Origin of the sequence: Psychrobacter sp. Sarcosine-3u-12 (assembly GCF_002836005.1) — a bacterium.
Lineage (GTDB): Bacteria > Pseudomonadota > Gammaproteobacteria > Pseudomonadales > Moraxellaceae > Psychrobacter > Psychrobacter okhotskensis.
Genome location: NZ_PJBY01000109.1, coordinates 156,968 through 170,403, shown reverse-complemented (window position 1 = coordinate 170,403; position 13,436 = coordinate 156,968). Strand labels below are relative to the sequence as shown.

At 42.8% G+C, this 13,436-nt stretch carries 15 protein-coding genes; 10 read left to right on the top strand and 5 right to left on the bottom strand.

Annotation, left to right across the window (positions count from 1 at the left end; translation table 11 throughout):
- Positions 1–58 precede the first annotated feature (58 nt).
- The 4 genes from CXF65_RS12585 (at position 59) to CXF65_RS12570 (ending at position 2,805) form a co-directional block, all read left to right on the top strand.
- Positions 59–871, top strand: coding sequence for a M48 family metallopeptidase (locus tag CXF65_RS12585; protein WP_025652368.1), 813 nt, complete (start codon positions 59–61; stop codon positions 869–871).
- A 282-nt stretch (positions 872–1,153) separates the two neighbouring features.
- Positions 1,154–1,480 (top strand): BolA family protein, encoded by a 327-nt coding sequence (locus CXF65_RS12580; protein ID WP_101212299.1) that lies wholly within the window; start codon positions 1,154–1,156, stop codon positions 1,478–1,480.
- 138 nt (positions 1,481–1,618) lie between these two features.
- Positions 1,619–1,978: a SirB2 family protein gene (locus tag CXF65_RS12575; protein WP_101212297.1), complete on the top strand. Its 360-nt coding sequence runs from the start codon at positions 1,619–1,621 to the stop codon at positions 1,976–1,978.
- 425 nt (positions 1,979–2,403) lie between these two features.
- On the top strand, positions 2,404–2,805 hold the full coding sequence (locus CXF65_RS12570; protein ID WP_025652365.1) for a hypothetical protein: 402 nt from the start codon (positions 2,404–2,406) through the stop codon (positions 2,803–2,805).
- 134 nt (positions 2,806–2,939) lie between these two features.
- Here the strand turns inward: CXF65_RS12570 and trxA are convergent, their stop codons facing one another.
- Both trxA and CXF65_RS12560 read right to left on the bottom strand, forming a co-directional pair.
- A complete protein-coding gene (gene trxA, locus CXF65_RS12565) occupies positions 2,940–3,377 on the bottom strand; it encodes a thioredoxin (RefSeq protein ID WP_025652364.1) in 438 nt (145 codons plus the stop codon).
- Positions 3,378–3,527: 150 nt separating this feature from the next.
- Positions 3,528–4,400 carry an MBL fold metallo-hydrolase gene (locus CXF65_RS12560; protein ID WP_025652362.1) on the bottom strand — a complete coding sequence of 291 codons (873 nt, stop codon included), beginning with the start codon at positions 4,398–4,400 and terminating at the stop codon, positions 3,528–3,530.
- A gap of 395 nt (positions 4,401–4,795) precedes the next feature.
- Between CXF65_RS12560 and CXF65_RS12555 the strand changes: the two genes are divergently transcribed.
- The 5 genes from CXF65_RS12555 (at position 4,796) to CXF65_RS12535 (ending at position 8,898) form a co-directional block, all read left to right on the top strand.
- A complete protein-coding gene (locus CXF65_RS12555; protein ID WP_307783250.1) occupies positions 4,796–5,167 on the top strand; it encodes a metalloregulator ArsR/SmtB family transcription factor in 372 nt (123 codons plus the stop codon).
- Positions 5,168–5,223: 56 nt separating this feature from the next.
- Positions 5,224–6,933, top strand: a complete 1,710-nt coding sequence (locus CXF65_RS12550; protein ID WP_101212295.1) for a SulP family inorganic anion transporter — start codon at positions 5,224–5,226, stop codon at positions 6,931–6,933.
- A 286-nt stretch (positions 6,934–7,219) separates the two neighbouring features.
- A complete protein-coding gene (locus CXF65_RS12545; RefSeq protein WP_025652359.1) occupies positions 7,220–7,546 on the top strand; it encodes a beta-lactamase hydrolase domain-containing protein in 327 nt (108 codons plus the stop codon).
- Positions 7,547–7,665: 119 nt separating this feature from the next.
- A complete protein-coding gene (locus CXF65_RS12540) occupies positions 7,666–7,998 on the top strand; it encodes a TIGR01244 family sulfur transferase (RefSeq protein ID WP_101212293.1) in 333 nt (110 codons plus the stop codon).
- 153 nt (positions 7,999–8,151) lie between these two features.
- Complete coding sequence (locus CXF65_RS12535) at positions 8,152–8,898, top strand: glutathione S-transferase family protein (RefSeq protein WP_101212291.1); 747 nt, start codon at positions 8,152–8,154, stop codon at positions 8,896–8,898.
- A gap of 94 nt (positions 8,899–8,992) precedes the next feature.
- Here the strand turns inward: CXF65_RS12535 and CXF65_RS12530 are convergent, their stop codons facing one another.
- The 3 genes from CXF65_RS12530 to ahpF form a co-directional block, all read right to left on the bottom strand.
- Positions 8,993–9,838 (bottom strand): hypothetical protein, encoded by an 846-nt coding sequence (locus tag CXF65_RS12530; RefSeq protein WP_101212289.1) that lies wholly within the window; start codon positions 9,836–9,838, stop codon positions 8,993–8,995.
- 93 nt (positions 9,839–9,931) lie between these two features.
- The gene (locus CXF65_RS12525) at positions 9,932–10,768 is read right to left on the bottom strand and encodes a hypothetical protein (protein ID WP_101212286.1); all 837 of its coding nucleotides are present in this window, start codon (positions 10,766–10,768) and stop codon (positions 9,932–9,934) included.
- 130 nt (positions 10,769–10,898) lie between these two features.
- Positions 10,899–12,479, bottom strand: a complete 1,581-nt coding sequence (gene ahpF, locus CXF65_RS12520) for an alkyl hydroperoxide reductase subunit F (RefSeq protein WP_101212284.1) — start codon at positions 12,477–12,479, stop codon at positions 10,899–10,901.
- A 488-nt stretch (positions 12,480–12,967) separates the two neighbouring features.
- On the opposite strand from ahpF, the gene CXF65_RS12515 reads away from it, so the two are divergent.
- On the top strand, positions 12,968–13,216 hold the full coding sequence (locus CXF65_RS12515; protein ID WP_025652353.1) for a YdcH family protein: 249 nt from the start codon (positions 12,968–12,970) through the stop codon (positions 13,214–13,216).
- Positions 13,217–13,436 lie beyond the last annotated feature (220 nt).

Genomic DNA, 13,436 nt, shown 5'->3' with positions numbered 1-13,436 from the left:
CGCTACTACTAACTTTGTTTAACTTTACTTTTTATCATTTACAGCGAGGATGTTTATTATGAAAAAAATACTTACCACCACCGTGATGGCCGCGTCATTGTCGGCACTTACTTTGACTGGCTGTACCAGCACTACCACTACTGGTGCTGTCGGCGTTGATCGTCAACAGCTACTTTTGGTCTCTAGTGAACAAGTACAGCAACTATCAGCGCAAAGCTATAATAAAAACTTGCAAGAGGCCAGTAAGCGCGGCGTGCTCGATACCAATAAAGCGCAGCTCAATCGCTTAAAAAGCATCTCTAACCGCCTGATCGGTCAAGTGGGTGTATATCGTCCTGATGCGGCTAATTGGAAATGGGAAGTACATACCATTAAATCCAATGAGCTGAACGCCTTTGTCATGCCGGGCGGTAAAATCATGTTTTACTCAGGTATTATCGATCGTCTAAACCTGACGGATGATGAGATTGCCGCGATTATGGGTCATGAGATGTCTCATGCCCTGCGTGAGCACTCACGTGAGCGTCTGTCACGCGAGTATGCTACTCAGACGGGTATCGGTGTCGCAGCGAGTATCTTTGGGCTATCACAAGGTCAGGCTGAGCTAGCAAACGTCGCTGGGGATTTAGGTTTGAGTCGTCCACACAGTCGTACCCAAGAAGCGGAAGCGGATCAAATCGGTCTTGAGCTAATGGCACGTGCAGGCTACAATCCGCAAGCAGCTATCAGCTTGTGGCAAAAAATGCAGCGCGCCAGTCAAGGCGAGCCACCACAATTCTTAAGCACTCACCCAAACAGTAGCAATCGCATTAGCCAACTGCAAGCATTGATGCCTAAAGTGATGCCACTGTACCAAAAGTCACGTCGTTAATAGCTATTTTGGCTAGTAGTTATCGGCTGTCAGTTATCAGCTGTCAATGTCTTATATAGAGGTTGATAGCTTACCAAAAGCAGAGTACAGCCCATGGGTTGTACTCTGCTTTTTTACGTTTTTGACTGACAACTTAATGGCGGCATTAGTTTAAAGCGATTGGCTGTGTTATGGTCCGTCTAATAGCTTTCTGTACAGTTATCAGCGTCTGCTATAATGGTCATCATACGGTCTCAAATATTGTTTCAAAGACTGTTAAGCTTCACAAAATAAAGGATTCTTATGAGTAACCACTCACCGACTGCCGACGCGCTCCATCAGGAGCTACAGGGCTTACAACCGCAGCATATCGAATTAATCAATGAATCGATGAATCATGCAGGTTATTTCGAGGGTAAAGAGAGCCATTTTAAACTGACTATTGTGAGCGATGCCTTTGAAGGCAAACGTTTGGTCGCGCGTCATCAGCTCATATATGGCTTGGTTAACGCCTTATTGACCTCACAGGGTGGTCAAGTACATGCCTTGGCGATTCATGCTTATACGCCAACCGAATGGCAAGGTCAAAGTCCTGATAGCCCGCTATGTGCCGGACAAAATAAAAGCTAGGTAAGCTGTAGCCAATTTTTAAGTTAAATAACAGTTATTAGAAACACGTTGCTCACGATGTGCTTGCCACTTAAACAGCTGACATCGCGTGCTTTTTTACAAACTTGCGAATTGCCCCGTTAAAGGAAATGACACTCGATGAAACATTTACATATGCTCATGGCAGTATTGGTGATTGTGCTATTTTTATACCAAAGCTATCTGGCATTAAGCGCCAATCGACGAGCGCCACGCGTGTTCAAAATAGCCACCCATGTCCTCTATGCGTTGCTCATCGTGTCAGGCGCCGTGATGCTGATGCAACTGATGAATGCCAATGCGCCAGTACAATGGGTATTTGCCAAAATAATCCTACTCGTAGCGGCTATTAGCGCCAGTATCAAAGCTTTTCATCCTCACGCGACATCGGGTCAAACCAAAATAGGCATTCTTATCGCTGCCGTGGCTTATATCGGCATTGTATTACTGGCCTTTAGCAAACCTGATAATTTATTTTAATCGCCACTCTATATCTGACTGAGCTTGAATAAAGTGATGGCGGGATTGCAAGATAAACGTCTACTAAGGCGTATATTTTTAATATCTTAATCCCGTTATTTTTGCTATCTTAAATAAATACAATGCCTTGCATGCTTGTTTAAGGCATGTTCGTTATTAAAAAGGATCATTTGCAAGCGAATAATTATTAGGGCGTGTCTTCATTGCAAAAATGGTGATAAAAATGAGATAAATTGCCGTCAAACAAGAAAAACAGCGTAGATAATATCGAGATATTAACCAGCTATTTGACGATGTTTGGCAAGATTTAGCCCATTTAGATGACTATCGATAAATTGAAGACACGCCCTAGCAAAGCAATTACGATTATTTGACTTAAAAGTTTAGCAACTGCACCTATCATTACTTAGCCCTATGGAGCCATTATGAAAAACCTTACTATAGCGACACTCTTGGCATCAGCCGGTATGTTGGCTCTCTCAGGCTGCGCCTCTACTGGTAATATCACGCCGCAATATGTGCCGCCAAGTACGTATCAGAGCTATGACTGCCAAGCACTGAGCCAAGAGTACACCCGCGTCAATCGTTACGTTGATGCCGCGCGTAATGAGCAATCAACCTTATCCGCGTCAGGCGTCGGTGTTGGAGTTTCAGCAGGACGCTGGGGCATCTCACCGAATATCAGTTTTGGTGTGGGCAAAAGCAACAATACCAAAGCCCGCGATGCCAAACTATCACGGCTTTATGGTGAGCGTGATGCGATTGTCCAATCGGCCCGTATTCAGCGTTGTAGCTTCGTCAATGGTGTTAAGATTTATGGTGAATAAAATCACTTGATGCTTATTCGCTATCGTTTTGATAGTATGCAGATACCACTGTTTCAGCATTAAAAAAGCCAATACATTGATAGCGTATTGGCTTTTTTGTGTCCAATCATTATGAGTAAAAACTCAAGCAATGCTTAAGAATTTAGGCTTCTTATCCACTGGACAATTTGATTGCTAGGAAGCGCCCCTGATTGACGCGCCACTTCTTTACCGTTTTTGAAGGCCACCATCGTCGGTAGACTACGGATATTATAGGGCGCTGCCGCCTGCTCATATTTATCCGTTTGGATTTTGGCAAACACTACTTGCGGCAGCTGACCAGCAGCGGCTTTGAACTCCGGTGCCATCATAATACAAGGCTGACACCAGCTCGCCCAAAAGTCTACGACAGTCAATAGCTCATTTTTTTGAATAACTTTATTAATACTTTGTCCGTTTAGCTCATGCGGGCTAGCGGTCAATAATGGCTGACCACACTTACCGCAGTTTGGATCAGCCGCCAACTTGGCAGCGGGTACGCGATTGGTGGCTTGGCAATGTGGGCATACCACGTGCGAGTTTTGCTCACTCATTGTATATCTCCTATTCTAATTATTTTGATGGTTTTATTGTCTTAAAAATTCAACTTTGGCATTTTCATCTATAAGCTATTTGCCCAAGTTGGTTGCATCTGAACCGCTGGATCGACACAGATAATATCACTTATTGCAGCACTATTTAGCTTATCCACCAAGGACATTGATCGGTACTTTCAAATAACGCGTGCCATTGTCTTCCGGTGCAGGAAAGTGTCCGGCATCGATATTAACTTGGACAGACGGGATAATCAGACGCGGCATCTCAAGAGTCGAATCGCGGCGCTCACGCATCTGCACAAACTCTGCCTCATTGATACCATCTTTCACATGAATATTTCCTAGCTTCTGCGCCGCTACTGTAGTGGTTGGACAGTGCTTGCGTCCTTGGCCTGGGTAGTCATGACACAGATAGATGACTGTATTATCATCGAGCGCGAGTAGCTTTTGAATAGAATGATAGAGCATTTTGGCATCGCCACCGGGAAAGTCGCAGCGTGCTGTACCGACGTCAGGCGCGAACAAGGTATCGCCAACGAAGACCACTGTTTTTTCTTTGTCAGCCGCCAGATAAGCCATATCCGCCCGTGTGTGACCGGGCACATACATGGCTGTGATCGTAATATCGCCAAGCGCTAACGTGTCGCCTTCGTCGGTCAAAATATCGAATTGGCTGGCATCGGTGCGAAAGCTAGTATCAAAGTTAAAAATTTGCTTAAATATTTTTTGTACTTCGGTAATATGCTGACCGATGACCAATTCTCCGCCGAGATTTTCTTTAACATGGATAGCCGCTGAGAGATGATCGGCATGCGCATGGGTTTCGATGACATACAGCAGTTGCCAACCGTGCTCACGTACAAACTCAATGACCTCGTCTACGCTCTTGGTGCTCGTACGTCCTGACTTTGAGTCAAAGTCCAATACCGGATCGATAATGGCGCACAGCTGCTGCTGAACGTCTGCGAGTACATGGGTATAAGTCTCGGTGTCGCTATGTAAGAACGAATGAACTTGCATGGCCGCCTCTCTGTTTTTATAGGATGATGTCAATCTTCCACCCATTCTTTCAGTATAATGGGTGGTCATATACAATGTTTAATACGTAAACGAACACATCTTGAAAATGGTTATAAATAGTTGCCGTTAATCTTAACGCTGACGGCAACATCAAGAACAATGTCGACATTAGCCTTCAGGTTTTAAACCTGTCCTAATATGCTTTCGTAACGTTAATACCAATATAGCAACCGTCATACAATTTATCAATTTATATAATGTAAATAATGATAACTTGCTATGGATTGCGATATCATTGATAATTAACGGTAATCACACATTACTTTTATACAAGCCGCACGACCTCTATCGCGGTTTTATATAAGGAGCTCACTCTGACAACTTCCACCTCAGCATTGGCTAGCTCTACTGACCGTACTATCGAGTCTGCGTCAGATAGTAACGCAGACTTTGCGCCGATAGATCTTGCCAAACAAATGCAAAAAGCGTCTATGCAAGCCAGCCAATTATTAAAGTCGCTCTCACATCCTGATCGCTTGCTCCTCCTTTGTCAGCTGACACAAGGCGAGTATTGCGTCAGTGAGCTTGAGGGTTTGGTCGGTGTTGGGCAGCCGAGCCTATCACAGCAGTTAGGTATCTTGCGCAAGGATGAGCTGGTCACGACACGGCGCGACGGCAAGCAAATCTATTATAGTATCGCCAGCGACGACGCTTTGGCGGTGCTACGTTTACTGTATGAGCGCTTTTGTGCCAAAACAGATGCCTAACTGGTTATTGAGTTCTTAGCTGTTTTTAACTTTATTTATTGTGATGATGTATTGATATGACCTCTATCGCCGCTCGCCTCATTCCCATTTGGCTGCGTCAGTATCAGCTGGCTGCCTTGCCGACTGACGTCATCGCTGGACTGGTGGTGGGCGTACTGGTGATACCGCAGAGTCTTGGCTACGCCGTACTTGCAGGCTTACCACCCGTCTACGGTCTATACGCAGCGATTTTGCCTGTCATCGTTTACGCTTGGCTCGGCTCTAGCAATGTGCAAGCAGTCGGACCGGTTGCCATCACCGCTATTATGACTGCCAGTAGTTTGTTGCCTTACGCTGATCGGGGCCCGGAACAATATGCCCTAATGGCAAGTTTATTGGCACTGATGGTAGGGTCGCTGCTTTGGATCGCAGGATGGCTCAAGCTTGGCTGGATTATGCAGTTTATCAGCCGCGGCGTATCGGCAGGGTTTGTGAGCGGCGCGGCGGTTCTTATCTTCGTCAGTCAGCTAAAATACTTAACGGATATTCCGATAGCAGGTAGTAGCCTAATTAGCTATCTATCGACCATGCAGTTATATGCGCGCCAGCTACACCTGCTGACCTTACTGATTGGCGTGATCGCCTTTGCTCTCTTATTCACGAATCGCTACGGTAGCAAATGGGTGTGGCGAACGTGGCTGTCTTCTTCCTCTGCCAAATGGGCGGAGCGCTTGTTTCCGCTTATTTTACTGGGAATTGCCATTTTACTCAGTATGGCACTGCATTGGGATGCGCGTGGCGTCGCCACTATCGGTAGTATTCCGCAAGGGCTACCGAGTTTTACCCTGCCCCATCTACCAGATATCCAAGAAGCACTTAAACTCTTACCAACCGCAGGACTCATGGCGCTTATTATCTTTGTCTCCAGCAGTTCCGTCGCCAGTACTTATGCGCGGCTACGCGGTGAGAAGTTTGATGCCAATCGTGAACTAACGGGGCTTGGACTCGCCAATATTTCCGGCGGACTTTTTCAGAGCTTTGCCGTGGCAGGCGGGTTTTCACGGACGGCTATCAACGTCGACTCAGGTGCCAAGACGCCACTTGCCAGTCTCATGACGGTACTGGTCATGGTTTTAGCGCTGATAGCATTTAGCAATGCGCTTGCCCCGCTACCCTATGCCTTACTTGGCGCAACCATCATGGCATCCATCATTGGTTTAATCGATATTGCCACCTTAAAGTCCGCTTGGCAACGAGATCGCTTAGATGGGGCAAGCTTTATCGCCGCGTTTACTGGGGTACTGATATTTGGGCTAAATACTGGCCTTGTCATCGGTCTCATGGTGTCATTTGCCAGTCTCATCTGGCAGTCGAGCCAACCTCATGTCGCCATCGTTGGTCAATTGGCTGGCACGGGCCACTTTCGCAATATCAATCGTCACGATGTTGTCACTTTTCATAATTTATTGATGCTACGTATCGATGAGAGTCTGTTCTTTGGTAATAGCGAATCGGTGCATCGGCGTATTTTAAATGCTTTACAACAGTATCCAGAAGCGCATGAGCTGGTTCTTATTATGTCTGCTGTCAACCACATTGATCTGACTGCACAAGAAATGCTCAGCACCTTGAATCAAGAGCTTGCCCTACAAGACAAGCATTTACACTTTAGCTTTATCAAAGGCCCAGTTATGGATATCATCGAGCACACCCCACTGATCACTGAGCTATCAGGACAGGTGTATCTTAGTACCATGGACGCCGTCAATGAGCTAAAGCAAATTTGAATATTTAAGTTGAACATTTAATTTAAATACTGAAGCTGAATACTCAAGCCGTATTGAACATCCCCTAATATTTGCGTCAACCATACAATCACTATTGATGTCTGCAACAAAATATCGTTATGATAGAGCGTATAGTATGCTAGCTTGTTGTATAACTAAATTGAATCTCAACAAGCTAAGCTAAGCCAAGCTAAACCAAGCCAAAACGACATAAAACAGCCTCTAAACGTCAAATTGACGCCTTATTGTTTTTTACATTCCTTAATAAACGCAAACGACCCCTTTTATGACCAATGATTTAACGATTTATAAGCAAATTTATCCGAGCCAATGCATCAAGATTGCGGAACTGGGTTATCGCTCAGTGCTCAATATACGCCCTGATGCCGAGGTCGACACTCAGCCCAACAGCTGCGACTTTATTAATGCAACGGCAAAAGCGAATTTGACTTATCACCATCTGCCCTTTGATGATGAACGCCTGAGTATGCTGACTGTAGAACAGTTTGCCGCCTTTTATCACGCGATGCCAAAACCCATATTGATGTTTTGTGGTACGGGTGCACGTGCCAAACTGCTGTATCAAAGCGCATTGATGCAAGGTCTGCTATAAAACGACTATAACGCTTACATACGGTCTCTTTAGAAATGACTGCAATAAGCCTACCCTTATATGCTGTATTTTTATAACAAACATTTTACTCTTTCATATAAACAATAAAAGGAGCTCCTATGAGCCACGAAATCAGTATTACGGGACAAATTACCCCTGATCAAGTCCCTATGCTTGCCGAAAACGGCTTCAAAACCATTATCAATAATCGTCCTGATGGCGAAGAACCGGGACAACCGACCAGTGCTGAGATTGAAGCAGCTGCTACCGAGGCGGGGCTTGCTTATAAAGAAGTCTCATTCGCTGGTAGCGAGCTCAATCAAAACCATGTTGAAGAGTTTGCTGACTTTTTTAATCAAGCCGAGCAACCCGTCTTGATATTTTGCCGTACTGGTAATCGCTCAACCGGTATCTATGAAGCCGCTAAGCGCATGGATTTGTTAGACGATTGATATTGATCTAAATACAATTACCGCTGTTTTAAAAACGCCCGTCCAAATTTTGGATGGGCATTTTTTATTGGGATTACTAAACTATAGACTGGTCAATTTTCAGCATTGGGTACATAATCAAATTTTATTTATATAATTTGATAGGATTTTATGATGCAAAAACCACTTCTCATCATCGGCAATAAAAACTATTCCTCTTGGTCATTACGAGCTTGGCTATTACTCAAAGCCTTTAATATTGATTTTGAGGAGCAAGTGATTGAGCTGTTTCATCCCTCAGCGACACCGATTCTCGATGAGCATGCGCCAACAGGTAAAGTACCTGTTTTAGTCTATGGCGAGAATGATGAAAGAGTTATGGTATGGGATACCTTAGCGATTACCATGCATATCAATGATTATTTTACCAACGTGGATGTTTGGACAGGACTAAGTAATTCTGATACTGACACTAACCGCAATTCTAGCAACAGAATAAATAGCGCCTATTGCCAAAGTATCGTCGCTGAGATGCATTCCGGTCTAACGGGTATCCGTAATGACATGCCGATGAACATTCGAGCCACAGCGAAAATACAACCAAGTGATGCTTGCTTAACTGACATTGCTCGTATCGAAGAGATTTTTGCAGATTGCTTAAAAAATCGTTCAAAAGACAGCTACCTTTTTGGTCAATTTACGGCTGCCGATGCTTTTTTTGCGCCAGTAGTGCTACGCTTGCAGACTTATACTGATGCCTCTGACATAGTATTAAAACCAACGACCAAACAGTATTGTGAGACTATGTTAAACAATCCTCATATACAAGCTTGGATCGATTCAGCGTTAAAAGAGACACGCGTCATCAAAGAAGATGAAGCAGGTGAGATTTTATCTTTGAATGGCGTTTTAGGTCATTAGCACAACTCCATGTATAGTAAGTTGCTATGCCATCAATAAGAATCATGATGAGACGGTAGTTCTCAATGAAACACCTAACTAGCTGTAGATGACATCATCGTAGTGGATACTCCTTAGGCGCTTGATACCCTTTTTTTGGCTCGTATTTTATTTTATAGACCTGATTGTTATAGGTCTTTTTTTCTGAACCGTTATAGTTATACTCATGACCATTGACCGTAATCTCTAGCGGGTAAAAACCATTTATTAACGTCGTTTTATCGATATTGAGCTTGGCTTTCAATAATGTGCAATATTCTACCTTTCTATCTTTACTACAGCCAGATGGTGCTGTTGGTGTGTTAGAAAATGTAGACTTTCCCCCTATATGGCTTTTTATTATCTTACCTGATTTATGGTCTGGCGCTAGTAACAAGTATTCAGAAAACGACATACTACCGTGCGAATCACTATGAATATTAATAAATCCCCAAATATCAGGGGCGACTTGTATCAGCTTCCAGTCTTTTAGTCCTCCACCAGAAGCACCTGCATTCATCACTGGATTAGCGTATTCCACCTCCCAGCCTGAATCTTGTGGCTTTAGGACAAACATACCGACTAGTCCAGTATCGGCATGAGATCCAGAATCATTTCCGCCTTCTTTATTAAATGATACCTCTCCAATGACTACCACATATAAACGTTTGCCTTGCTTGGTTTTTACCTCTAGTTGTCTATCAATCTTAATACAGTAGCCACTTTTTAGGTAAACGTCCTCATCAATTCTAGAACCGTTATTAGCTATAATACCTTGGCACTGTTGAGCCTTATTATAGATAGGATAGTATTCCTTGATAATTTCATTGACGGTTTTTGCTGAGGCAACATTTGATAAGCTCATAAACATAATCGCACCAACAGTGCTGAAAATTATTGTTGATATTTTAGATTTTGCCATGTTTTGTCTTTTCCTGGAGGCTTACGTATTCTGTTATTTTTCGACAGCTGATATGTTTATCACATAGATCCTGTCATATTTTTATACAATCGTCTAATACTTATAGTGTAGTGGATAGTCCTTAGAGGGCGTGTATCCTTTGTCTTTTTGATAATTAATAGGATAAGTAGCGTTATTATATTTCTTGCCTTTCACGAGTCCATTGAGTGTTATTTCTAAAGGATAAAACCCATTAACGGTTTTATGACTATCGATAGTAAAGGTAGTTCTGGTATTATCGCACTCTGACATGTCCTCTTCACATTTCCCAACGTCTTCGTTGTTATGATCCATGCCTATCCAACTCTCTTTGATACCTCCTCCATCGGGTATTAATATGACTAGGTAATCGTTGTAGTACCCTTGGATTACGTTGCTATGCTTATTTAAAAACCCCCACGCATTCGGTCCGAACTTCTGTAAACGCCATTTAGAAAGACCGAAACCAAAACTTCCAGCGTTAATGGTAGGATTTGCTGATTCTACTTGCCAGCTACTACCTTGTGGCTTTAGAACAAACATACCGACCAAACCACTGTCAAAGCGAGTGTCGGTATACTCCAAGGCTTCACCATCCCTGTTAAAACTAGCGTCACCTTTCACCATTACATACAAACGCTTACCTTTAGCAGTTTCTATTACTTTTTGTCTGTCGATTTCAATGCAATAACCTGTAAACTCCAGTTCTTCAGCTGAACCATTAGAAGAAGACCCTGAGGGTGCAATAATACCTTGACACTGCTTTGTCTCATTATAGATGGGATAGTATTCATTCAGAATCTCATTGACGGTTTGCCCTGCATAAGCATTGGTTACACTAAATATAAACGATATAAAAACCAGACATTTAGCCCAATGACTATTTTTGTTGATTGCACATTTATTTTTCACTATTAAGTTCTCATAAAAAAAATATTAACAAACATACGTCAACTTATATTATTTAACAAGCAGTAAAACATTTTTCACAAAAAAACCACCTCAAAAGAGGTGGCTTTTCAAATTCAAACTAATTTCAAACCTACTGCATAACCAAATATTCAAACGCCGATAACGCAGCTTTTGAACCTTCACCCATCGCAATGTTAATCTGCTTAAAGGGCACAGTCGTGACGTCACCACAAGCAAAGATACCTTTACGATCCGTACGGCAACGCTCATCAATCTCAATCTCTCCAAAGCGGTTTAGATCAACGAAGCCTTTTACAAAGCTAGTATTAGGAACTAAACCAATCTGTACAAAGACACCGGACAAATCACGTTCATGGGTTTCACCTGTTTTGCGATCTTCAAAGACGATAGAGCTGACTTTACCATCAGTAGCCTTAATCTCTTTGGTTGCAGCCCCAGTGATGAACTCAATGTTTGATTTTTCTTTTGCTTTGTTAATCAATACTTGATCCGCTTTTAGGTCATCAGCGAACTCAAGCACCGTCACATGCTTCACGATACCCGCAAGGTCTAACGCCGCTTCGACACCGGAGTTACCACCACCGATGACAGAGATTTCTTTACCTTTAAAGAAGGGTCCATCACAGTGCGCACAGTAAGCCACGCCTTTACCAATGTTTTCTTCTTCGCCCGGTACACCAAGCTTACGCCACTGAGCACCCGTCGCTAGGATGATACTACGCGTCTCAAACGTCTCACCAGTGTTGAGGTGAATACTATAGTTCTCTTCCTTAGTCTCGCCAATTTCTTTGACGCTGACGTGTTCTTTCAGCGTGATATTGTATTCGCCTAGATGTTTGACAAAGTCTGCTGATAGATGCGTACCTGTCGTCAATGGTACAGAAATCAAGTTTTCGATATCTTGGGTATCTTTGACCTGCCCACCGATACGATCAGCGACCATGGTCACTTTTAGGCCTTTACGCGCGGTATAGATAGCAGCGGCAACGCCAGCAGGGCCTGCACCGATAATGGTGACATCTTGCTGCTCTAATTGCTCAGCATCGTCTGCACTACCCTCTGCCAACAAGTCAGGGAACTGCTCTTGCAACTTGGTAATCAACTTGGCCGTATCAATCAAACCATTAGCAAAAGGTTTGCCATTTAAAAATACCGCTGGTACGCCTTGGATGTTATTTGCTTCTACTTGCTCTTGGAACAATGCGCCGTCGATCATCTCATTACTGATGTCGTCGTTCAATAAGGCAAATTGATTCAACGCTTGCACGACTTCTGGGCAACTGTGGCAAGACAGCGACACGTAAGTCTGGAACTGTAGTGGCTTATTAAAACGCTTAATCAGCTTTTGAATGCCTTCGTCTAGTTTTAGTGTATGACCACCAGCTTGCAAGATTGCCAAGATAAGCGAGGTAAACTCATGACCACCAGGAATACCACTAAAGACGATACCGGTATCAGTCAACGCGTCATCAGCATGGCTGACGACTTTAAAACTAATGGGACTTGGTAGGCTGGCGTCATTGGCGTCCGCATCAAAATTAATCTTGTCAGTCGTACCAGCAATTTTGGTTAGAAAATCAATCAACTCGGCACGTTTATTGTGCTCGCCGCTACCTAATACAAAAGTAATTGGACGGGTCATATTTTCGCTATAGCTTTTGACAGCATCTAATAAACTTTGATCTATCATGTTTGTTCCTCATTATTATTCAATATGTAACGACAACTAAGTGGTTGCACGTGTAAAGATGGAAAATCTGGAGTCAGTAATATTGTTTAAAGTGTTATTTGGATAAGGCTTGTACCTTTCGATGTCCCTATTATCATAGGTTTCATGAGTTTGAGCAAGCTGAGAAACTCAAACTTTATGTTTTATAAAACAAATCATTAACTTTCATTTTTAATTAAATTTAAACTTACAAGAAGATTATTCTCATAGTATCAACAGGGTTTTTTCGCTACAATCGAGTAAGAGCAATAGGAATAATTCCTGTTTTCTAGCGGAAACCTGGCTTTTATGCATGCTTATTAAAGGCTATTTTTGCTTGTATTAAGCCTTATCACTATTGAGAGTAATAGCGGTTTGGTTCAATAATAATCGAGTCTCACAATCATAGATCTTAACGACAATGCGCTGATACTAATCGTTAGCTTGCGCTTCATAACAAGGGTGACCAGATGAGAAAGACTGATACAAGGACAGATAACAAAGAAATCATTGCTGAACTTAAGCAAAAAGACAGTCATTTTGCGAGTATTTTTGCCGAGCATACTCAGCTTGATGAAAAGATCAATTATCTTGAGAAGGATTTAATAAAACATAGCAGCTGTGATGATGAAATAGAACAAATGAAGCGGCGCAAGCTACATCTTAAAGATGAGATTTATAAGATAATCGATAAAAACAAAACGCAATCTCACGCTTAATGCTTCATTTATTAGGGCGTATCTTCATTTTGATCTCATCTGAGCATACTCATTCAGATTGAGGAGACGCCCTAAAATTACTGCTAAGAATTTCTTACATCTAGGGAATGTCATCAATTAGCACATTGATACATTTAATGGTCTTAAAATGGCTAAATTTAGTCAAACATCGTCAGAAATCTTGTCAATATGTTCATATTTACGGCAATTCCTTCCTTGT